Here is a 22,931-nt window from a genome sequence, read left to right on the forward strand (position 1 = left end):
GACGAAAAGATGGCACGGATTATAAACCCTAAAATCGCTGAGTTCAGTAACAAATTTTAGGGATTACCGCGCACTCAATGAGATGTGACCCCACGACTTACTTTCTGGCGGAAGGAAGCGCAAAGTTAAGCCTTTCCACATTCACCACCTGCTGGTCGACCCGGTCAATATCCACCGAACTCTGCCCCTTCTCATTCACAGCTTTTATGTTCGCCAGCGACAGCAACGTCTCGTCTTTCGCCATGAACTTGCCCCGCACATCCTTGCGCAGGTCGAAGTTAATCTTCAGGGCGGGCCCCACAGCGGCTTCCTGCATCACATTGATGTTGCGTAAGAAAAGATGCTGCGGCTTGTTGTGCAGCTCAAGCGTTGCACGCTGCATTTCCACGTTGGTTATCGCCACAAACGAGGTGGCGTTACCGGATGAAATCTGTATTCCGCGCAATTTATAGGCAAGCTGGCGGTTATCGAGATGAATATTGTTGAGCTTGAAGTTCTGCGGGATGGACAAATAATCGCCTTTTATCACCCCATAGCCGATTAACATTCCGGCGCTGTTAACCATGTCAACATTATCAATAATGAAATTATCACAGCCATAAATGGCCACCGTGGCGTTGTCTATTCCCGCCTTTTTACTGAAGTCGGGAGTTATATTTTTGGCCTTAATATTGCGAATAACAAAATGCTTACCGTTTTCAACGTGCACCAGCTGGCGACAGTTGCTGCCGGTGATGTTTGCCACCACGAAGTTCTTGACGGTTTGCTTCTCCGGATAGTCGTTATCGTAGGTGCTGCCTGCGAGGCCAATGCCGATGCCCCAGTTGATCTTGCCGTTGGTGCAGTTGATGTTGTCGATGACATGATCGGAAATCAGGATGTTGCGATCGTTGATGGCGACGTTCCACTCGATCGCATCCCCCTGCAGGTGACTAAATTTGCTGTTGGTGATGCGGGCTCCGTCCACCTGGTTGTGGAAACCCTGGCGCAGGATGGCGTAATTGGCCTGGCTTACGCTGATGTTATCAATCAGCAAATTGCGCATTACGCTCGGTTTCTTGCCGCCGATGTAGATCTGCGTCACCGGGCCAAAACCGCTCATGGCCAGCCCTTTGATGACGCAGTCAGAGCCACGAACGTCGAGCGTGATGTTTTCCGTGCGGCCAGCACCTTCGCCTATCACTTTGCTGCCTTCCTGCAGAACAAAGCGGCCGCGCCCGTTGCCGGTTAACGCCCCGCGGATCAGCAGCGTTTTACCGTCGGGAATGAAAATACCCGTATTGATGTTTTCGCAGGTAAGCCCGGCCGGGACCACGACGGTGTCGCCGTCATTAAACGCCTGCTTAAAGGCGGCGATCCAGTCGTTGTTATTGTACTGATTAACAGAGACCGTTCTGCCGCTTGCCGCCCGCGCGATGCGTGACGACAGCAGCGGCGTGGCCGCCAGAACGGAGAGAGAAGAGACAAAGGTGCGTCGGGTAATCTTTTTCAGCATACATCCTCGGCGTTACAACGTTTGCAGCAGGCTCGCTAACTGGCGGTTAATCACCTGCTGGTTAAAATCGGTTTCCACTTTTTGTCGGGCGTTCTGGAGCACGGGCTCCAGCGCCTGCTGGTCAATATCGCTGAAGGCCGCTAATCGGTCCGCAAGGGCCATCGCGTTATTCTCCGGCACCAGCCAGCCGGAGTGGTCAGACTTAATCAGTTCCGGGATCCCGCTGTGCAGGGTTGATACCACCGGAATACCTACGGCCATCGCCTCCATCAGCGCCACCGGAATGCCTTCCATATCGCCATCGGCGCCCGTCACTGAAGGCAGCAGAAAGACATCCGCCTCGTCGAGCATGGCCTTGACCTCGTGGCTCGGCTTGAAGCCCGGCATCTCTACGACATCTTCCAGCTGATACTGTTCGATAAGCGTGCGCAGACGTCGCTCCCACGGCCCAATGCCGAGAATGCGATAGTGGAAATCCACCCCGCGCGCTTTCAGCTGGCGGCAGGCTTCAATGGCCACATGGAGGCCTTTCTTCTCGGTCAGGCGAGCAACGGAGATGATCTGCAGCGGTTTTCCCGGCACCTTTACAGGGCGGCGAGTGAAGCGCGTTAAATCCACGCCCATACGCGAAACGGCAATTTTTTCTCCCGGGCAGCCCATGTTTTTCAGGCGTCCGGCCCACAGGTCGCTGATAGGCAGCATCATGTCGCCGCGCCTGAACAGCTGCTGATACTCCGGCGTGTAGTGGTTCAACACTTCGCGGCTGGAAATGTCGATACCGTGGAAGATGGTCGCAATTTTACCGTCAATCACGCCCAGCTCGCGCAGCTTGGCGGCGGTGACGCCCGCCGGGCCAAAGTGGGCGATAAACACGTCGGCACGATACGGCTGCGCCGTTTGCCCGCAGATGGCCGACAGGATCAGATTGCGAGATTCGGACCCATAGCGGGAAACATTCAGCGCCCGCCACGTCGAGGCGCGGTGGATCCCGCGCAAGGTCTGGCTGGCCCGGTGGCGCAGCTTACTCAGCTTCCCGGACGGCTCATCCTGCAGCCAGCGGGTTTTCGCCTCCAGCCCATACTGGGTATATGCCACATGGGTATTTTGGGTATCGCCCTTTTGCAGGGCGATAATCTCCACGTCATATCCCATATCGATAAACGCGGTGATTTGGTTCAGGACAAACGTTTCAGACGACAGCGGAAATTTCAGTAAGAAGAAACCAACCTTCATTTCCCCTCCCGTACGCGGTCAAGTACCGATTTCACCATCCCAATGCCCTTCTCGCGCTCGGCTTTCACCGCCACCGCCAGGCGTTCATTGATCGCAGGCAGCTGGCCGAGCGTGTCGCCCACCATCGCACCGAGCGAACCATCGAGCAGATGACGGATATCCACGGCCATTTCCGGCATACCGAGCTGCTGCATGATGCCTGCTGATTTGTGTTCGTAGTTGATGGCAATGGCCGGCGTGCCAAAGTTCATGGAGATAATGGCGGAGTGCAGGCGCGTGCCGACGGTCAGGTCGCAGGCGGAGAGCAGCTTGCCCATCTCCAGATCGTTCAGTTCGTCCATCACCACGTGATAGCGCGACGGATCGTTAACCAAATTGCGCAGATTCAGCGCCACCATACGGTCGTCTTTGTTGTAGCTGTCGATGCCGGTGCAGGTTGAGAGCGCCAGCACCTGGTACCCGCTGTCCAGCACGCGGTTCACCACGTCGGCGAAGGCTTTCTCATACGCCGCCTGGGTCGTACCTAAACGCTTATCGAAGGGCGCCAGCTCGCGCAGGGTAATCGCGACGGTTTTCTGTTTCGCCGCCACGTCGAGCCAGTGCTGCACCGCGTAGCTCGGCTGGAAGCTGTCGTCCTGGTGATCCACCAGCCACGCGGTGTCCACGCCGTGCTCAACTTTTGAGGTGTCAATTTCGCTGCGCTTCATCATGTCGAGGCTGACCGACTCGCGCAGGATCAGCGCGTCGCAGTGGCCGAACACGTAGTTTGCGAGCTGGTTAAACTGCGGGTCCTGGAATGGCCCCACGCTGTGGCCAATCATAAACAGCGGCTTTTTCGCCATGAACGTACAAAGCGCGTGCTCAAACTGCGGCACGCCGTAGAGATCGACGAAGAACGAACCGCCGACCTGGATAATGGCGTCATAGCCGGACAGCAGACGGACAAAATCGGTAAAGCCCTGCGCGATAGCGATGTTGCGCAGCTTTCCGGTATCGGTCACGCGGGAAAGCAGCACCTGGTGCTGGTAGCGACGGCGCAGCACTTTCTTCACGCGGCCCATCACGCCCGCGGCGTTGTTATGCTGTTTCATCTGGCTGTAGAGCGGGTCGCCCATCACCGGGCGGTTCAGTAACCAGGAGGAGCTGACCGGATAACGGCTCATCACGTCCACTTCGGTCTCAGGCTTAAGGGTGTTAATTGCATCCAGTAAACCGCGCAGGATGGCGCTGTCGCCACGGTTGCCGCAGGTATGGTTGCCAAGAATTAATAATTTCATAATGGCCTCTTAAATAACTAGCCTGCGCGAAGCAGCGTTTTCATTTTTTCGTTACGGCAAAACTGGCGCTTCATCTCCACCACCAGCGCATTGCGTGACAGCACAATCATCACGCCAAATGCCAGCGCGCCCGCGGCAACCTGTACCGCCAGCAGCGCGGCCAGCGGCAGGTGACCGCTGAGGATGATGCCCAGGCCGTAGCTCACCGCCAGGGTCGGCAACGAGAGATAGAACGGCAGCCACAGGCTCAGGATGTACTGACGGTAGCTGGAGCCCAGCACCGGCTTGATCATGATGAAGTAGCTCAGAACGGTATTGACTACCTGCACCATCAGGAAGCCCAGCGTGACGCCGATGGCGCCCGCCATATGCCCACCGACGATAATCGCCGGAATAAACAGGAAGGTTTTGAACACGTTGAACTTAAAGCTAATGTCGACGCGCGCTTTTGCCATCAGCAGGGAACCAATCGGATTCCCCACGGAGCGCAAGAGTCCCACCACGCACAGCAGCTGCAGGATCGGGATGATGCCGTTCCACTTCTCGCCAAACACCAGCGGCACGAAGTTGCTGGAAACCACCATCAGCCCCAGCAGCACCGGGAAGTTAATGATCCCCACCACGGAAAGCAGCTTGTAGAAGTTAACGCGCAGCTTCTCGGTGTCGTCCTGGATCTTGGCGAAGGCCGGGAACAGCACGCGGGTGATGATCGGGTTCAGCTTCATCGGCGGCACCACCGCGACGTTGTAGGCCAGGTTGTAGCCCCCCGCCACGCTCGCGCCAAGAATACGCGCCAGCACCAGCGTCGACAGGTTGGTATTCACATAGTTGATGATGCTGTCCGCCGTTAGCCACGCGCCAAAGCGCAGGTTGGACGAGACGGATGCGAGAGAGAAATGCAGCCCGGGACGGTAGATCTTGCGGCCAAAGTAGCCGAACAGCAGCGTACGCACGGCAGAGTTAACCAGGTATCCGAGGATAGCGGTCATCGCCAGCGGCCAGAAATGGGCGCTCACAACGGTGAAGGTAAAGCCCGCCAGCACCGCGCTGGTCTCGATCATGCCGATCTTGTTGAACTCCAGCTCTTTCTGCATCAGCGCTCGGAACTGCTGCCCGTGCGGGATCACCACGAAAGCAAACGACAGCGTGCGCATCAGCGGAGCCAGATCCGGGTTGTGCAGCACGCTGGCGATGGTGTCGCTCAGCAGGAACACCAGCACGAACACGAAAATTCCCAGCCCCACGTTCAGCCAGTAGAGCGTAGTCAGCTCAAGATGGCTGATCTCTTTGCGCTGGATAATCGAGTTGGCGATACCAAAATCAGACAGCGTATCGGCCAGCGCGATAATCACCAGCGAGACGGTCAGCAGGCCGAACTGGTGATTATCAATAATGCGCGCCAGCACGGTCATCTGCACCAGACCGAGGCCAATGATGACGATGGTCGCCATCGCTGACCACTTCGCCCCGCTGATGGTTTTTTCACGTAAGCTCATCTTAGTACGCCGCTTTGTTCACGAAACCTTTGAAGATGGTCAGAAAAACAATCTTGATATCGAACCAGATACTCCATTCACGGATGTACTCCAGATCGAATTCGATACGTTTTTCCATTTTTTCCAGCGTGTCGGTTTCGCCGCGCCAGCCGTTGATCTGCGCCCAGCCGGTAATGCCCGGCTTCACCTTATGGCGCAGCATGTAGCCTTCAATCAGCGAGCGGTACTGCTCGTTGTGCGCCACCGCGTGGGGACGCGGGCCAACAATCGACATGCCGCCGGTGAAGACGTTGATAAACTGCGGCAGTTCATCCAGCGAGGTGCGGCGCAGGAAGTTCCCCACGCGGGTGACGCGCGGATCGTTCTGCGTTGCCTGGGTCACCACCTTGTCGTTTTCCATCACCTTCATGGAGCGGAATTTCCACACCATAATCGGCTTACCGTCCATACCGTAGCGGGTCTGGCGGAAGATAACCGGTCCGGGAGAGCTCAGCTTCACCGCGAGGGCAATGCAGCACAGCACCGGGGAGATGAGCAGTAAAATCAGCGAAGAGAGCACAATATCTTCCGCGCGCTTCAGCACGCGGTTAATGCCCGACAGCGGGGTGTCGTACAGCGGTACCACCGGCACGCCGTTCACTTCTTCAATGCGTGAATGGAGGATGTTAAAGGTAAAGACGTCCGGGATCAGGATCACCGAACAGGTGGTGTCCGCCAGCTCGCGCATCAGTTGCTTAATGCGGGATTCGTCTCTCATCTGCATAGCGATGTAGACGTTGTGAATTTTACCGGCTTTCGCGTCTTCAATAAGCTGTTCGTAATTGCCCGCCCAGTCCGACGGCACGCCGCCCGGCTTCGCGTCGTGGTAAATCCCGACCACTTCAAACCCTAACCACGGCTCTTTGCGGAAGCTGTCGAGCAGAACCTTACCAACCGGAAGATCGCCCGCTACCGCAACGAAGCGACGGTTATAACCGCGGTTACGCAGCCAGCCCGCGCCGAAGCGGATCAGGGAACGGCACACCACCATGCCGACGCTGGTGATCAAATACCAGCAGAGATAGGTGACGAGGCGATTATCAAAATCATGGCTGAAGGCCACCAGGCCTGCGCTGAAGATCAGACTCAGGGTCCAGTTCTGCAGCAACAGCATCAGTTCGGTGGTCATTTTCACGCCGCGCCACGAGCGGTAGAAATCGGTCATCCCGCCGATCATCTGAAACACGACCAGCGCAATGAGTGCCATCAGCAGATGCATATATAAGAACGGCAGCCCGCCGATCCGACACACCGCCCACAATCCACCGACCATGATGGTGATATCAGAAAAACGCTGCACCATAGAGATTAACGATGCATTCGTTCTCGCTCGTTCGCGTTTTTTTAGATTCGTCATCGTTGTTCCTGTATTCGGTTCCCCCTCCCACCGGGAGGGGCAATTGTTACTGATTCAACAGCGCCAGAATGTCCTTCGTTCGGGCTTCCATCAGCGCCGTGTCAGCACGGGACTCCACGTTCAGGCGCACCACCGGCTCGGTGTTGGACGAGCGCAGGTTAAAGCGCCACTGCGGGAACGCCATGCTGATGCCGTCCGTACGGTCAATTTCCAGCGCGTGGATCGCAAAGTGCTGCTCCACGCGGGCAATGGCCTCGGCCGGCTGCGCCAGTTTGCTGTTGATCTCCCCGCTCGCCGGGAACGCCGCCATGCGGTCGCGCACCAGCTCGCCCAGCGTCTGCCCCTTCAGGCACAACAGCTCGGTCACCAGCAGCCACGGGATCATCCCGCTGTCGCAGTAGGCAAAATCACGGAAGTAGTGGTGGGCGCTCATCTCGCCGCCGTAGATGGCGTCTTCTTCGCGCATGCGCTCTTTGATGAAGGCGTGGCCGGTTTTGGACATCACCGGCGTGCCGCCCGCCGCTGACACCACATCGACGGTGTTCCAGGAAAGGCGCGGGTCATGAATGATTTTCGCGCCCGGGTTTTTCTCAAGGAACGCTTCCGCCAGCAGGCCGACAATGTAGTAGCCCTCGATGAACTGCCCTTTCTCGTCGAACAGGAAGCAGCGGTCGAAGTCGCCGTCAAAGGCGATGCCCATGTCCGCGCCGTGCTCAATCACCGCGTTGCGGGTGTCGTCGCGGCACTCCGGCAGCAGCGGGTTAGGAATACCGTTCGGGAAGTTGCCGTCCGGGGTGTTGTGCACCTTGACGAAGGTCACCGGCAGGTTCAGCGCCTTAAAGCGCGCTTCCAGCGCATCGACAACCGGACCGGCCGCGCCGTTACCGGAGTTGATGACCAGCTTCAGCGGCTTGAGGTTCGCCACGTTGATGTAGCCCAGCAGGTGGTCGATGTACTCTTTCTGCAGGTTGATTTTTTTGTAGCTGCCGCGCTTCGCGTCGTTCACCGGCGGGAAATCGTTGGCTTCCGCCAGGCGCTGCACGTCGCGCAGGCCGGTGTCGCCGCTGATAGGACGGGCGCCCTTGCGCACCAGCTTCATCCCGTTGTAGTCCATCGGGTTGTGGCTGGCCGTCACTTCAATACCGCCGTCCACGCCCAGGTGGAAGGTGGCAAAGTAAATCTCCTCGGTCCCGGAAAGGCCGATATCCAGCACGTCCACGCCCGCGTCCTGCAGCCCTTTCGCCAGGGCCAGCTTGAGGGATTCACTGGTCAGACGCACGTCGCCGCCCAGCACGATGGTCTGCGGTTTTAAATATTCGCCGTACGCGCGGCCAATGCGCCACGCGATGTCTTCATTCAGCTCTTCGCCCAGCTTGCCGCGAATATCGTAGGCTTTAAAACAGGTTAATTTTTCCATGATGACCCCTTTTTCAGGCAACAGTCGGCCCTGACCACGTAATGGCCAAATTGATTTTTTTGTCATTCGCAGGCCCGGTAAGCACAGCGCCACCGGGCATAATGCAGAGTGCTACACCCGCCCGTAGCGGTCCTGGAAGCGCACGATATCGTCCTCTTCCAGATACGAGCCGGAGCGCACCTCAATTAAGTCGAGAGGAATTTTCCCCGGGTTCTCCAGACAGTGCGTCGCCCCCAGCGGAATATAAATGGACTCGTTTTCACCGAGCAGTTTGACTTCACCGTCGATGGTGACTTTAGCGGTACCCGCGACCACCACCCAGTGCTCGGCGCGGTGATGGTGCATCTGCACCGACAGCCCCTCGCCCGGCTTCACGGTGATGCGTTTCACCTGATAGCGGTCACCGGAGTCGATGGAGTCATATTTCCCCCACGGACGGTACACTTCGCGGTGAATATGGTGCTCGTGGCGGCCATCGGCCTTGATCTGCTCCACCACTTTTTTAACGTCCTGCACGGCATTACGGTCGGCAATCAGCACGGCGTCCTTGGTCTGGACAACCACCAGATCCTTCACCCCGACCGTGGTCACCAGGCCGGATTCGGCGTAGACGTAGCTGTTTTCCGTTTTGTGGCTAATAACATCGCCGTGGTGGACGTTACCCTCCGGGGTATGGGCGCTGATCTCCCACAGGGAGGACCAGGAGCCGACATCGCTCCAGCCCGCATCCATCGGTACCACGACGGCGTCCGCCGTACGTTCCATCACCGCATAGTCAATGGACTCTTCCGGACAGGCGAGGAACGCCTCTTCATCCACGCGGATGAAGTCGAGATCCGGGTCCACCACCGCCATGGCTTTCTCGCAGGCGTCCAGAATATCCGGGCGGTATTTGCGCAGCTCTTCCAGATAGCGTCCGGCGCGGAACAGGAACATCCCGCTGTTCCAGTAATACTCACCGCTGGCGACATACGCCTGCGCGGTTTCCAGATTCGGTTTTTCAACAAACTGCGCCACGTCAAACGCCACGCTGTCGCCTTCACCCGGCGTCACGCTGCCGCGACGAATATAGCCATAGCCGGTTTCCGGCAGATCCGGCACGATGCCGAAGGTCACCAGCTTGCCGCTCTCGGCGTAAGGGATCGCCGCACGCACCGCGTCGCGGAACGCGTCTTCCTGCTGGATAACGTGGTCTGCCGCCAGGACCAGCATCAGCGGGTCACAGTCCGGGCTGCTGCGTTTTGCCGCCAGCGCCGCCAGGGCGATCGCGGGCGCGGTATTGCGTCCGGCAGGCTCCAGGATGATGTTTTCGGTGAGCTTATTCAGCTGGCGCAGCTGCTCGGCAACAATAAAGCGGTGCTGTTCGTTACAAATCACCACCGGGCTTTCACACTCCACGCCGTGCAGACGGTTTACCGTCGTCTGCAGCATGGTGAGATCCCCTTTCAGGCAGAGGAACTGTTTTGGATAGAGCACGCGGGACAGCGGCCACAACCGGCTACCAGAGCCACCAGCCATCACAACCGGATACAAAGTGGTTTGACTCATGATTTATCCCCGTATATCTGCAATAAATTGGCTCAGCACGTTCTCTTTCTCGAGCGTGCGTTCGGCATATTCACGTGCCACCGTGTTCACTTTTGGCATGGCAAGTGCCTTCTCAATTCCGGTTACCAGCGCCGGGACCGATTCCGGCTCCACGCACACGGCAATACCCGGATAGCTGTCGCACAGCTGGCCTAATTCTGTTTCGGCTTCTGCCGTGATCACCGCGTTACCGCCCACTGCCAGAATGTTGGTCAGCTTGGACGGCAGCACCGCGTCCGCGGCGCCGCGTTTTTGGACCACCAGATGGCAGTCGCCCATCTTCAGCAGCGCAGGCAATGCCTCGTAAGACTGAAGCGGGAAAAATTTCACGTTGGTCAGGCCGCGTTCCCCGGCCATTTTTTCCAGCCGCGCCTTTCCACCGCCCTGCCCGACAATCACAAACGTCCACGGATGTTCACTCAGCAGCTGGGCCGCTTCAATCACGCTTTCCAGCCCCTGCTTTTCGCCGATGTTGCCTGAGTAAAGAATGATTTTTTGATCTTCAGGCAAACCGAGCTGCGCGCGCAGGGCCTGAGCGTCTTGCTCAGTTACATCGCGAAAACGCGCCACTTCGGACCAGTTCGGGAAGAAGATTACCTTCTCTGCCGGAACGCCCTTCTCCTGCGCCTTGTTCATCATCGAGCGCGAGATAGTCGAGACGTAATCCACGTTGTGCAGGCCGCTGCGCTCAAACGCGCTGGCGAGCTTCGCCACCTTGCCGCCTTTGCTTTTGCCTGCCATCCCCAGGCCCAGCATGGCGTCAACTTCATAATCCTGAATGTGCAGCAGGGTGCGCGCGCCGGAGAGTTTGCCCAGCAGGCGCATGCCCGGCGTGCAAAACAGCGTTGGCACCACGCCGATGATGCGATCCGGCTTCCAGCGACGCTGCGCCATCAGCGGGAAGAAACTGCTCAGGGCAAAGCTGCCCAGATGAAGTAACCGCTTCAGCGTTGAGGGCTGCTTAGGCACATACAGCGGGCAGCGCCAGACGGTCGCTGCACCCTCTTCGCGACGGTAGCGCCAGCTTGAGTAGCGCTCCCCGACTTTCCACTCCGGGTAGTACGGCGGCGCGGTAATGACCCGCACGTCATGTCCCTGGCTCGCCATCCACTCGACCATCTCGCCGGTGTATTTCCCGATGCCGGTTAATTCCGGCGAGTAGTTGATTCCGTATACGAGGATCTTCATATGCCCGGCACCTCGGCCTGACGTTCAGCCAGGAAATAGGCACGACTGTTGTCATGCACATTGTCGCTGGCAAGCAGCGCCTCTGGCGTCTGCCAGCGGTAGTCGTCATGCTGAGAATCAGGCAGACGCAGGTCTGCCTCACTCACCTTCAGGCGGAACCCCAGCACGATGTAGTGCGTGGTGAACCCGGTGCCTGAAAAGTTATCGTCATAGAAGTGTTGCCAGACCCCGTAAAACTGGCCCGCTGCCATCGGCAGCTGCAGGCCCAGTTCCGCCAGAGTGAGACGCTCAAACGCATCGCTGAGCGTCTCATCCTTCTGCACGCGCCCGCCGGGCACGAACCAGAAGCCCTGTGCAGGACGGTTGGTTCGTTTCCCCAGCAAGAACTCGCCGCGTTCGTTCTCCACGATCAAATCAATTGAGATGAGCGGAGTCGAACGCACTACCGTGGCAAAATCTTCCTGACTTAAAAACATCGTTACCCCCGGAAGCGGTGCTGGTTTTCCAGGAACCACTGGTAGGTACTGGCCAGCCCCTGCTCCAGTGACACCTCGTGATACCAGCCCAGCTGATGCAGACGGGTCACGTCCAGCAGCTTGCGCGGCGTGCCGTCCGGTTTCGTCGCGTCAAACACCACGCGGCCTTTGTAGCCCACTACCTGCGCGATGGTTTGCGCCAGCTCGCGAATGGTGCAGTCCACGCCGGTACCGACGTTGATGTGCGACAGCATCGGCTCGGTGTTCTCCTGCCACACCTCGCGATCCAGCTCCATCACGTGAATGCTGGCGGCAGCCATGTCGTCCACGTGCAGGAATTCACGCATCGGCGTACCGCTGCCCCAGACCACCACGTCCGGCGCGTTCTCGGCGGTCGCCTCGTGGAAGCGGCGCAGCAGCGCCGGGATCACGTGCGAGTTGCTCGGGTGGAAGTTGTCGTGCGGTCCGTACAGGTTGGTCGGCATCACCGAACGATAGTCGCGGTTGTACTGACGGTTGTAGGACTCGCACAGCTTGATCCCGGCAATCTTGGCAATCGCGTACGGCTCGTTGGTCGCTTCAAGCGTGCCCTGCAGCAGTTCGCTCTCGGCGATCGGCTGTTTCGCCATTTTCGGGTAAATACAGGACGATCCGAGGAACAGCAGCTTATTCACGTTGTGCAGATGCGCCGCGTGAATGATGTTGCTCTCGATCATCATGTTTTCGTAGATGAAATCCGCCGGGTAGGTGTTGTTAGCGACAATGCCGCCCACCTTCGCCGCCGCCAGATACACCTGGTCAATGCGTTCGTTAGCAAAGAAGTCCTGTACCGCGCGGCTGTCGAGCAGGTTCAGCTCGTCGCGCGTGCGGACAACCACTTCCACGTCACCGCGCTGCTCCAGCTGGCGAACAATCGCGGAACCCACCATTCCGCGATGACCGGCGACAAAAATACGTTGTTTTGTCATTCTCAGGACTCCAGCGCGATGGCAACCTCGTAGCCATGAGACTTAAGCAGGGAGTGTTTTTTCGCTGCTTCAAGATCTTTGGCTACCATCTCGGAAACCATTTCCTGCAGGGTGATTTCTGGTTTCCAGCCCAGCTTCTCGTGCGCTTTGGTTGGGTCGCCCAGCAGGGTTTCCACTTCAGCAGGACGGAAGTAGCGCGGGTCAACCTGGACAATCACGTCGCCTGGCTTCACGCCCGGAGCGTCGTGGCCGGTCACGGAAACCACGATACCTTTCTCTTCCACGCCGGTACCTTCGAAGCGCAGCTTGATGCCCAGCTGCGCCGCGGCCATTTCAACGAACTGACGTACGGAGTACTGCACGCCGGTTGCAATCACGAAGTCTTCTGGCTGTTCCTGCTGCAGCATCATCCACTGCATTTTCACGTAGTCTTTGGCATGGCCCCAGTCACGCAGGGAATCCATGTTGCCGAGGTGCAGGCAAGACTCCAGACCCTGCGCGATGTTGGCGATAGCGCGGGTGATTTTGCGGGTCACGAAGGTTTCGCCGCGACGCGGAGATTCGTGGTTGAACAGGATGCCGTTACAGGCGTACATGCCGTAGGATTCACGGTAGTTCACGGTGATCCAGTAGGCGTACAGTTTTGCTACCGCATACGGAGAGCGCGGGTAGAACGGCGTGGTCTCTTTCTGTGGGATTTCCTGCACCAGGCCGTACAGCTCGGAGGTGGATGCCTGGTAGAAGCGAGTTTTCTTCTCAAGGCCGAGGAAGCGGATTGCTTCCAGCAGACGCAGCGTACCCATGGCATCAACGTCGGCTGTGTATTCCGGGGATTCGAAGGAGACCGCTACGTGGCTCATCGCGCCCAGGTTGTAGACTTCATCCGGCTGTACTTCCTGCAGGATACGGGTCAGGTTGGAGGTATCGGTCAGGTCGCCGTAGTGCAGATGGAATTTCGGGTTCGCCGCGTGAGGATCCTGATAAATATGATCCACACGTTCGGTGTTGAAAGAAGACGCACGACGTTTAATACCGTGTACTTCATACCCTTTTTCCAGCAGGAACTCTGCCAGGTAAGAACCATCCTGCCCGGTAACGCCGGTGATGAGAGCGACTTTAGACATGTTTATATTCCTCTACTTATGAATTTAATCAGTTTCAACGCGTTCGCGTATCACCACTGCGGGGTTGCCACGGCAAATTTTATTTGCCGGTAGCGATTTAAAAACGCTGCTGCGGGCACCGACTACCGTGCCATCGCCAACAGAAACACCCGGTGCAACAAAAACATCCGTTGCCAGCCAGCATTTTTCGCCAATCACAACAGGCGAAGCGGTAATATCAAAATGCTGACTCATAAAGTCGTGGCTGCCGGTGCACAAATAACATTTCTGTGAAACCACCGAATTTGCGCCAATCGTAATTTCGCCAAGGGTATATAACACCGCGTCATCCCCGACCCATGCGTAATCCCCCAGCGTTAATTTCCACGGATAGGTAATTTTCACAGAAGGTCGGATGACTACGTTTTTTCCGATTTTTGCGCCAAACAGGCGCAATAAAAAAGCTCGCCAGCGGTACATTATTTGCGGCGACCAGGCAAATAACGTTGCCTGAACGGCCCACCACAGCTGTACCTTAATACCGTTCCCGCCCCGAAAACCTTTCGGCACGGAGAAATCTTTTAAATCCTGCATTGCGTTTCCTTATATTCAGGCTTTGTTATATAAGGTTTTCGTTTTGCCTGTGGTACGCAGGCGTAATAAATAGGACAATTCCGCCCAGAACCCCGGCACGCGTAATATTTTACGCTGCACGTTTTTGGCATCCTGGCACAATTCCAGATTATTAGACGTTGACACGCCGCCCATGGAGAATTCAGACACCAGCCCTTTAATTCGACGGAACGGGTAACCTGATTTATACAGGCTGGCTGCCAGCGCATAATCGGAAGACACTTTATACTGCAAATCGTAAGGCTGTTTTTTCAGACCTTTTACCGGGAAGAAAATTGCCTGATGGCTGGCCGGCAGGCTGTGATAGATATACCAGCCTGGCTTCGCGCTGCGGCACACTTTATGTCCGTCGCCAAAATCGAGCAGCGCATCGCCAATATACATGGCGTCTTCTTTCTGGCGAGCCAGCTGACGGGCAAACAGCGCCACGTCTTCATGGAAAATGTCGCCCGAGTTCAGGAAGATGGCATAACGGCCTTGCGCCATGTTGATGCCTTTATTCATCGCATCGTAGATGCCTTTATCTTTCTCGCTGATGTAGCGTAAGTTGAACTCACCGTTGAGTTTTTCCAGAAACTCCGCCGTGCCATCGTTCGAGCCGCCGTCGACCACAATCCACTCAAAGGTGAGGCTTGGATCGCGCGCCAGGTTGCGCAGCGAGCGCCAGGTTTTTACCACCCCTTCGTAATTACGAAAAGCGACAGTAATGACGCTAAGAAACATAAATCACCTCATTTCGTCATACGTTCGTAATATTAAGCGCCTTGCGCAGAATAAACGGACAGACAATCAAGAAAGCATATTCCGGGCTAAATATTGACCCGGTAAAAAACAGCGACACCGGAGTAAACAGATAAAGCTGAACGCGAAAGTTCTGGTTATCACCAAACGCGTTAATCATCATTTTGAAAACTTTAAACAGATACCACAGGGTCAACAGTACGGCGAACCACGAAAAATAAATAATTAACAGATACAGACCATTGTCTATGGTTTTACCGACATCCGCACCGTTAAAGATTCCGAATGATGCAACATATTCGTAAAGTGAGCCGAATCTTACTACCCCATCAATATGGGTTAAGGAATAACCCACCATCACCAGTGGCCCAATGATGCGATAATAGGACGAAGACCCTTCCGTTCCCAAATCACCCAGACGTTCTGAGATGTACGGGAAGGCAAATATCACGCCTACCATAAATACCGTCAGGGAGATAATCGCCAGCGGCAGTTTTTTCTTAATCGCATCTTTGTTCAGGTACTGGAACGCCCACTCCAGCAGGTAAAACAGGATAAATGTCATTACCCCTGAGAACGATCCAGACAGAACAATTCCTGCAAGAATCATAGCATCGGTCTTAGGCGTTTTGATACCAAACTGTTTGATGCTGAGCCAAATTGAGATTAACGCCAGAGCGAAAAACGCCGGTTCAAAATAGAGGGCTGTAGTACGCTTCCCGCCAAACTTGATGAAGTTCAATACATAGCTGTTACTGTAAATGAGATATTTCGAAATTATCTCCATCAGGCTGCTGCCGCCGGTGAGAATAATTTGCGACATCTCCAGTGCGGCAAGCATAACAATTAACGCAACGGCAATATAAAAGAACCTAAGGATTTTCCGATAATTGTGCGGAGAAATAGTTTTAAACCGAATACTCCAGACCATACCGATAATAATGACAATATAAACAAACAGCATGGTCGAGGTGACGTATTTACTGGCATCCAGCGACTGGCCAAAGATGTAGTTAAACAGCGTCAGGCCCGTGCCCAGCCCTAAGGCAATCATCAGCTTCTTGAGGTTGATTTTATCGACATACAGCAGAAGCAGAACGGGCAGGAAGGTTACGATGGTTATCGGGAAGCTTTCGCCGAGCTGGGCAATTTTGACGTTGACCAGCAGGTAGATCAGCGGCAGCAGCAGATAACTACAGATTCTGATAGAACGAGACATATTCCTCCAGCATCTGTTGTCCACTGTAGGCCTTGCGGCTGCGGTTGCGGAACGATTCCAGGTCAGTGCCAAAAACGATCTCAGCAATCTGCGCCTTCGGCAGCTGTACCAGCGGCAGGACCTCCTGCTCCGTGAAGGTTTTCCCGCCGGACTTTTCCAGCACTTCACGCGCCGCATCGCTGTGGGTGGCAATCACCGGCACGCCGATAGAGAGCGCTTCGCAGAGGATCAGCGGGTAGTTATCCACGCGGGAGCTGAACACCAGGGCGTCCATTTCATTCAGCGCGCTCATCAGCTTGCGCTTGTCGGTCTCAAACCCGTGGTTCACCACGTTGGCCCCTTCGAACGGTGAAAACTTGCCGAAGGTGTGAAGCTCTATCTTGTCACCCAGCGCCATCATGTCGCGCACCAGCTGCTGGTTGGTTTTACCGTCGTAACGCAGGTCATGCGCAACGATGGCGATTTTCGGTTTGCCCGCGGTTTCCGCCACCGGGGTCAGCTCGGCAAGAATGGCTTCCGTCGCCACGTCGATGCCGTTGTTGATAATCTGACAACGCCCTGCCCCGTACAGGCTGTTGAAGGCATCGGCCACGTGCTGGCTCGGGGAGATAAACGTACAGCCGAGCGAGAGCATGTCGCGGAACAGCTGACGCTTTCCGGCCACCAGCTGATGCGCGCGATCCACCTTCACCGGCGGGTAGTTGCTTAACGTCGGGCACTTCTGGCAGTTATCTTTCCAGCCTTCGCAGCCGTCGGTAAACGCGCAGCGTCCGGTCACGCTCCAGTGATCGTGCAGCGTCCACACAAAGCGGGTGTCCGGCTTGTGGGCCTGCACCTTCTGGCAAAACGCCACCACCTCTTCCAGATTCAGCCAGTAGCTGTGCAGCACGTGAAAATGCAGCACAACCGGGCCCGCGGTGCGGGTAACCGTGCGGTAAAGATTGTTCAGGTTGCCAAACAGATCGCGGTTAAACAGACGGAACAGCGCAATGTTGGCAATCGAGGTCAGACGCGGCGTGTGCTTGTGCACCTGCGGGAAGTTATCGTGGCTGACGCTTTTCTTGCCGCCTTTGCCGTAGCCGTAAATAAAGCGAGACTGAAGTCCTTTTTGCAGCGCGCGCTGGTGCAAATCCAGGGCCACGCCAGCCGCTCCGCCTTCTGCGAGGCGTACGTTAAATTGCAAAATGTTCATTTAATCACCTTCACGCGGGCTTTTTCTCCCACCACCAGCGCGTTATCCGGAATGCTGTCCAGCACCACGCTGCCAGCACCAATCGTGACGTTATTACCAATCGTAATGTCACCGATGATTACCACGTTCGCGCCCAGCTCGACGTTATTGCCGATGACCGGGCAGGCCAGGCTGTCAGGCCCGCGGTTGCCAATGGTGACCGCATGACGAATGGTGAAATCATCCCCGGCGACCACAAACTTGTTGATCACCACCGCATAGCCGTGATGGATGGTAAAGCGGCGGCCAATAGTGGCAGCGGCCTGAATTTCATAGCCAAAAAAGCATTCGGTAATGATGCGGTACAGCACCAGCACGGGCGCCGCCCAGATATTGTTCAGCACGTTTTTCTTACGCCACACCGAGCAAAAGTGCGCGATGCGGTACGCCAGAACCATGCAGCACGGACGCAGGCTCCAGCTGTTAGCGCGGCAATCTTCCAGAAACATTATTTCCCCCGAAGCCCGTCAGCCAGGCGCTTGCCGTTACGCACGGACAGCAGCGTCAGCAGCGTGCGCCAGTTCATGCGCTTGTTGCGGATCTGATAGAGGGTGAAGAGCTGATATTTACGGCTGGCACGGTCAAACTTGTCCTTGTGCTTGCGGTAAAAATGGAAGTAGCCGGAGAACTTCTTCGGCGAGGAGGTGATTTGCATCTCCCCGTGGTTGATGTGCAGGATCTGCGTGGCCTCTTCCACCTTCCACGGCTCGCCGTATTCCACCACCATGCGCAGGAAGATATCGTAATCCTGCGCGGCCTTGAGTTCGGTATCGAACAGGCACTCTTTGAAACGCCACGCCCAGGTGAAGACCTGGTTACCAATAATGTTGCGCTTGTAGAACAGGCGGCGAGAATACGGCGATTTCGGGTACAGCGGCAGACTCGCGGGCTGCGAGTAAACCTCACCCTGACAGACATAGTCGTTGGCATACAGGAAAGCGTGCGTGACCAGCTGTTCTTTATGCGACAGGAAGATAGACAGGCGGTTCGGCGTCCATTCGTCATCGTCGTCGATCCCGGTCAGATACTGCCCTTTGGCCTGCATAATCGCCTGATTACGCACCGCGCACGCGCCGGAGTTAATGGCGTTATGCGTATAGACCACCCGCTGGTCGTTGAGGTCAGTCACAAACTTTTGCAGCTGTTCATACGAGGAAGAGCAGTCATCAACGATGATCAGCTCCCAGTTATCGTAATCCTGTCGCAGGACGGATTTGATTGCGCGGATCGCCAGCTGCTGACGATTCCATGTCGGCATATAGATTGAAACTAAAGGGCGTTGTGTGGTCATCTTTTCCCCTCACCCCGGCCCTCTCCCCAAAGGGGAGAGGGTGAAAGGCAGCCAGTGGTTATCATTACGTTCGTCCCCCACATCCAGCACCGAACAGTCCCCTCTCCCCTTTGGGGAGAGGGTTAGGGTGAGGGGTGTGGGGTGTGTTTTGTTATTTACTGTCAGACTTATATTCGTACTCGTAATAGCCGTAATCCTGGTACCCGGTCGCGCGGCGGAAGATGGAGTTCAGGATCACCCCTTTCACCTCAATCCCGTTCTGCTCGAAGCGGCTCAGGCTGGTTTCCACCTCTTTCAGGGTGTTGACCGCGTAACGCGCCACCATCAGCGTGGTGCCAGCGTGGCGGCCAACAACGGCGGCGTCGGTCACGGCCAGAATTGGCGGCGTATCGATCAGCACCAGGTCGTAATTTTTGCTCGCCCACTCCACCAGCTCGGTAAAGCGTTCGCTCATCAGCAGCTCGGACGGGTTAGGCGGCACCTGACCGCGTGGGATCAGGTCAAATTTCGGCACCGTTGTAGGTTTCGCGCTCTGGCTGATTTCACCTTTGCCGAGCAGGATTTCCGACAGACCGTTCACGTTATTGGTGCCCAGCAGCTCGTGGGTGTAGCCCTTACGCATATCGCAGTCGATCAGCAGAACGCGCTTGTTGGTCTGGCTGACCACCGCCGCCAGGTTGGCGCAGACGAAGGTTTTACCGATTGACGGACTCACGCCGGTTAACATCAGGACGTTGTTTTTGGCCTGCATCATGGCGAAGTGCAGGCTGGTACGCAGGCTACGGATCGCTTCGATGGCGAGGTCGGTCGGGTTACCCACCGCCAGAAGCTGGCTCTGTTTGTAACGCTTGACGCCCTTGATGGTTTTGACGCTGTCGCGGGATTTTTGCCACTCGGACAGCGGAATGCTGGCATAGACGTTGATACCGCTCTCTTCCAGCACCTGCGGGCTTTCGATACCGCGGTTGAACAGCGAACGCAGCAGCACGCCCACGATGGAGAGCATCAGGCCGAGAATAATGCTGCCGAGAATAATCAGCGCTTTCTTCGGCTTCAGCACGCCAGGCTGGGTAATGGCCGGGTCGACGATGCGCACATCACCGACGGTACTGGCTTCGGTGATTTTCAGCTCCTGCTGCTTGTTCAGCAGCTGCATGTAAACCTGCTGTCCTGACTCCACGTCGCGGGTCAGACGCACGATCTCCTGCTGCGTTTTCGGCATCGCGGTCACGCGGTCATTGAGCTTCGCCTTCTCCTCTTCCAGGGTACGGCGTTTCTCCAGCAGCGTGCGGTAGGCCGGGTGACGTTTGGTATAAAGCTTGGAAATCTCCGCCTCTTTGAAGGTCAGCTCGTTGAGCTGCGCATCAATGTTGACCATCGAATCGAGGACCGATTTCGCTTCCAGCGGCAGGTCAACGGAGTCTTTATCCTGACGATAGGCGTTCAGCTTGTTCTCGGCATCATCCAGATGAGCGCGCACTTCCGGGAGCTGTTTAGCGAGGAAGGCCAGGCTTTTCGCCGCTTCCGCCGACTTACGCTCAACGTTCTGCTCAAGGTAGTTGCGGGTAATGCTGTTCAGGATGTCGCGGATTTGATCCTTATCTTCACCGGTAAAGGTCATGCTCAGCACGCCGGTGTCCTTACCGTTTTCGGTGACGGTCAGGTTGTTTTGCAGATTGTTGATCATCCCCAGGGTGGAGAATTTGGTGACGGTGAATTCGCCGCCCTCCTGGGCGTTAATCGCGCTGACCATCATGCTGACGCCGTCTTTGGTCAGCATCTGCCCCACTTCGCCGCGGGCGCTAAAACCTGCGTCACTGGTTAGCTGATACTGTTTCGGGCCAAGCACCGTCAGGGTAAACGTCTGATCGGCTGCCCCTTTTGGCAGCACGAAGTCAGTGACTTTCACCGTGTCGTTGTTGCGCCCCATCAGCCGATCCCAGCCGGCACCAAAGACTGGGAAGGTATTTTTGGTGACGGAGATATCGAGCCCGAGGTCGTGAACCGTTTTACCCAGCACCAGGCGTGACTGGATGAGCTGAATTTCGGCGTCGGATGCCGGCGGCTTGTTCGCCAGCGCGGAACCAATGTCCTGCACCAGCGAGTTGCCGGTATTCTGCTCGATCTGCACCAGCGCATCGGCGCTGTAGATAGGGGTGGCGAACAGCGTATAGACGACGGCCGCCGCGGCGAACACGGCGGTAATGCCCAGCACCCACCACTTTGCCTCTACAACAGTGCCGACCAGGCGCCCAATATCAATTTCATCACTGCCCGAAGTCGGGGCGGCAGAAGGTCTTGTTTTTTCTGTCATTGTTATCCCTGCTGAACTTTCAGTGCCTGCGCCCACTGTTGGGCAGACTGGTCAAGTAAGGTGTAAACCGCCTCAAAGGCCTCATGGCTTTTGCGATACGGATCGGGGATTTCACGTTCATTGTCCCAGTGACCAAACAGCATCACCTTGCCGCGCATCTCCGGAGCGATATCGCACAGCGCATGAATATGGCGTTTTTCCATCGTCAGGATCAGGTCATACTCCCGGCACATGCGGCCAGTGACCTGGCGGGCCACGTGGCCGTCGAGAGAGAGGTGATGATCCCGCGCCACGCTCGTTGCGCGCTCATCGGCACCTTTACCGACCAGTGCACCCAGCCCTGCCGAATCAACGGTCAGTTCGGGCTGGTAGTGTTTCAACAACCGTTCAGCCGTAGGGGAACGGCAAATGTTCCCCACGCATACCACCAGAATTTTGTTAAACATCGCGGATTACCAGGTATGAATGTCGCGCGCCGTATCCGTCATGTAGCGAACGCCACTGATGGTTGGCAGCAACTGGTTGATCAGACGGTTCCAGCGGGCAACCGGCGCGGTGGTGACATACACCACATCATATGGCTGGAGACGGAACTCCGTTGCCATCACCAGAGAGGTCGCATCGGACATATCCAGCTGGTAGATGTTGGCAATCTTGCCTTTCGCACTGCCCTCACCTTTCAGCGGACGAATAACGAAGATACCGGTCGCGTTAGAGGTCGTCAGATCGATACCCTCAGCATTGCCCAGCGCTTCGGTCAGCGTCATACCGCTGAAGTCCATTTTGAGGGTGCTCTGTTTCTTCACTTCACCCATCACGAAGACTTTCAGATCGTCATTGCGCGGCACGTAGAGAATGTCGCCCGGATAGAGCAGGCGGTTCTGGGTCAGATCGCCATTTTGCATCAGCGCCTGCAGCGAAATACGCTGCTCCTTCCCGTTGTGGGTGAGCACCACGTTGCGCCAGTCGGCGCCGTCGGTTAACCCGCCCGCGGCGTTGATGGCATCCAGGACGGTCAGAGGAACGTTGGTGATGGCCTGCTGGCCGGATTTGTTCACCTGGCCGGAGATATAGGCTTTTTGCGAGCGGAATGCGGCGATATTAACGTCCACCTGCGGATCGGCGATGTACTGCGCTAAGCGGCCGGTAATATCACTACGGATCTCGGCAAGCGTTTTGCCTGCAACATGGACTTTACCAATGTAGGGATAGAACATGGTGCCATCTGACTGCACCCAGTTACCGGTATCGCTTGAGCTACGGTACTGGCCCGCTGGCGTGGTCAGTTCAGGGTGGTCCCAAACGGTCACGTTGATCACGTCACCCGGCCCCACGCGATACTGGTAGGACGCAATTTCCTGGTCCAGCGACATATTCGGCTGGGCAACATTCGGACGTGGACGTAATTGTTCGACCAGACGAGGCGTAAGTGGATAAACATTCACCATTTTGTCGAGATCAAAATCGGCATCCTGTTGCTTGATCACATCCTTACCCATTGTTGACATATTGCTGCCGGGAAAGACCGTGCAACCACTCATCAAGGTCACAGACACCAATAATGGCATCAATTTCATTTTGGATTTCATCATTGATTATTTATCACTTTGGCAGAGTAATTATCCTGTGCAATTTAAATAAGCTCGAGTCGTATTGGGTTTCAGCATGCAGTTAATCAAATAGAAATATAACTGGCATCAGTCCTAAAAAAAGCTTATTCATCCATTGGCTATTGACAGAATAATCGAGGCTGATTCACACGCTTTCAGGCACGCTACCGCCCTTGGCTTTCAGTTACCAATCCACTGACTAAACAATGTGTTATGGATAGACACCCTCTTGAGCAAGGTCTTCTGGAAATATATC

The 22,931-nt window shown here is 56.1% G+C and carries 20 protein-coding genes; all 20 read right to left on the reverse strand.

Going from position 1 to position 22,931, the window contains the following annotated elements; genetic code table 11:
- Positions 1–97: 97 nt before the first annotated feature.
- Positions 98–1,495, reverse strand: coding sequence for a colanic acid biosynthesis protein WcaM (wcaM, locus tag NWV12_RS14475; protein ID WP_048980176.1), 1,398 nt, complete (start codon positions 1,493–1,495; stop codon positions 98–100).
- Positions 1,496–1,507: 12 nt separating this feature from the next.
- On the reverse strand, positions 1,508–2,728 hold the full coding sequence (wcaL, locus tag NWV12_RS14480; protein WP_048980173.1) for a colanic acid biosynthesis glycosyltransferase WcaL: 1,221 nt from the start codon (positions 2,726–2,728) through the stop codon (positions 1,508–1,510).
- Positions 2,725–4,005 carry a colanic acid biosynthesis pyruvyl transferase WcaK gene (gene wcaK / locus NWV12_RS14485; RefSeq protein WP_032658813.1) on the reverse strand — a complete coding sequence of 427 codons (1,281 nt, stop codon included), beginning with the start codon at positions 4,003–4,005 and terminating at the stop codon, positions 2,725–2,727. Before wcaK ends, wcaL begins: the two co-directional genes overlap by 4 nt.
- Positions 4,006–4,022: 17 nt before the next feature.
- Positions 4,023–5,501 (reverse strand): colanic acid undecaprenyl disphosphate flippase WzxC, encoded by a 1,479-nt coding sequence (gene wzxC / locus NWV12_RS14490; RefSeq protein ID WP_048980172.1) that lies wholly within the window; start codon positions 5,499–5,501, stop codon positions 4,023–4,025.
- Position 5,502: 1 nt separating this feature from the next.
- A complete protein-coding gene (gene wcaJ / locus NWV12_RS14495; protein ID WP_033145973.1) occupies positions 5,503–6,897 on the reverse strand; it encodes an undecaprenyl-phosphate glucose phosphotransferase in 1,395 nt (464 codons plus the stop codon).
- Positions 6,898–6,943: 46 nt separating this feature from the next.
- Complete coding sequence (cpsG, locus tag NWV12_RS14500) at positions 6,944–8,314, reverse strand: colanic acid biosynthesis phosphomannomutase CpsG (protein ID WP_048980171.1); 1,371 nt, start codon at positions 8,312–8,314, stop codon at positions 6,944–6,946.
- Between the two features lie 111 nt (positions 8,315–8,425).
- Positions 8,426–9,862 carry a mannose-1-phosphate guanyltransferase gene (gene cpsB / locus NWV12_RS14505; protein ID WP_033145975.1) on the reverse strand — a complete coding sequence of 479 codons (1,437 nt, stop codon included), beginning with the start codon at positions 9,860–9,862 and terminating at the stop codon, positions 8,426–8,428.
- A 3-nt stretch (positions 9,863–9,865) separates the two neighbouring features.
- A complete protein-coding gene (gene wcaI, locus NWV12_RS14510) occupies positions 9,866–11,089 on the reverse strand; it encodes a colanic acid biosynthesis fucosyltransferase WcaI (protein WP_048980170.1) in 1,224 nt (407 codons plus the stop codon).
- Positions 11,086–11,565, reverse strand: a complete 480-nt coding sequence (locus NWV12_RS14515; RefSeq protein WP_029742031.1) for a GDP-mannose mannosyl hydrolase — start codon at positions 11,563–11,565, stop codon at positions 11,086–11,088. Before NWV12_RS14515 ends, wcaI begins: the two co-directional genes overlap by 4 nt.
- Before the next feature lie 2 nt (positions 11,566–11,567).
- On the reverse strand, positions 11,568–12,533 hold the full coding sequence (locus NWV12_RS14520) for a GDP-L-fucose synthase (protein ID WP_013097874.1): 966 nt from the start codon (positions 12,531–12,533) through the stop codon (positions 11,568–11,570).
- Between the two features lie 2 nt (positions 12,534–12,535).
- Positions 12,536–13,657 carry a GDP-mannose 4,6-dehydratase gene (gene gmd / locus NWV12_RS14525; protein ID WP_014884502.1) on the reverse strand — a complete coding sequence of 374 codons (1,122 nt, stop codon included), beginning with the start codon at positions 13,655–13,657 and terminating at the stop codon, positions 12,536–12,538.
- A 24-nt stretch (positions 13,658–13,681) separates the two neighbouring features.
- The gene (gene wcaF, locus NWV12_RS14530) at positions 13,682–14,230 is read right to left on the reverse strand and encodes a colanic acid biosynthesis acetyltransferase WcaF (RefSeq protein ID WP_048980168.1); all 549 of its coding nucleotides are present in this window, start codon (positions 14,228–14,230) and stop codon (positions 13,682–13,684) included.
- A 15-nt stretch (positions 14,231–14,245) separates the two neighbouring features.
- A complete protein-coding gene (wcaE, locus tag NWV12_RS14535; protein WP_033145980.1) occupies positions 14,246–14,992 on the reverse strand; it encodes a colanic acid biosynthesis glycosyltransferase WcaE in 747 nt (248 codons plus the stop codon).
- 16 nt (positions 14,993–15,008) lie between these two features.
- On the reverse strand, positions 15,009–16,229 hold the full coding sequence (wcaD, locus tag NWV12_RS14540; RefSeq protein ID WP_039263105.1) for a colanic acid polymerase WcaD: 1,221 nt from the start codon (positions 16,227–16,229) through the stop codon (positions 15,009–15,011).
- On the reverse strand, positions 16,204–17,421 hold the full coding sequence (gene wcaC / locus NWV12_RS14545; protein ID WP_048980166.1) for a colanic acid biosynthesis glycosyltransferase WcaC: 1,218 nt from the start codon (positions 17,419–17,421) through the stop codon (positions 16,204–16,206). The genes wcaD and wcaC overlap by 26 nt, the downstream gene beginning before the upstream one ends.
- On the reverse strand, positions 17,418–17,909 hold the full coding sequence (gene wcaB / locus NWV12_RS14550) for a colanic acid biosynthesis acetyltransferase WcaB (RefSeq protein ID WP_023312402.1): 492 nt from the start codon (positions 17,907–17,909) through the stop codon (positions 17,418–17,420). The genes wcaC and wcaB overlap by 4 nt, the downstream gene beginning before the upstream one ends.
- On the reverse strand, positions 17,909–18,751 hold the full coding sequence (gene wcaA / locus NWV12_RS14555) for a colanic acid biosynthesis glycosyltransferase WcaA (RefSeq protein ID WP_048980163.1): 843 nt from the start codon (positions 18,749–18,751) through the stop codon (positions 17,909–17,911). Before wcaA ends, wcaB begins: the two co-directional genes overlap by 1 nt.
- Positions 18,752–18,902: 151 nt before the next feature.
- Positions 18,903–21,065: a tyrosine-protein kinase Wzc gene (wzc, locus tag NWV12_RS14560; RefSeq protein WP_048980161.1), complete on the reverse strand. Its 2,163-nt coding sequence runs from the start codon at positions 21,063–21,065 to the stop codon at positions 18,903–18,905.
- 2 nt (positions 21,066–21,067) lie between these two features.
- Positions 21,068–21,511, reverse strand: coding sequence for a low molecular weight protein-tyrosine-phosphatase Wzb (gene wzb / locus NWV12_RS14565; protein WP_023312405.1), 444 nt, complete (start codon positions 21,509–21,511; stop codon positions 21,068–21,070).
- A 6-nt stretch (positions 21,512–21,517) separates the two neighbouring features.
- Positions 21,518–22,657, reverse strand: coding sequence for a polysaccharide export protein (locus NWV12_RS14570; RefSeq protein WP_014170829.1), 1,140 nt, complete (start codon positions 22,655–22,657; stop codon positions 21,518–21,520).
- Positions 22,658–22,931 lie beyond the last annotated feature (274 nt).

Source organism: Enterobacter sp. Crenshaw (assembly GCF_024734705.1).
Taxonomy (GTDB): domain Bacteria; phylum Pseudomonadota; class Gammaproteobacteria; order Enterobacterales; family Enterobacteriaceae; genus Enterobacter; species Enterobacter asburiae_B.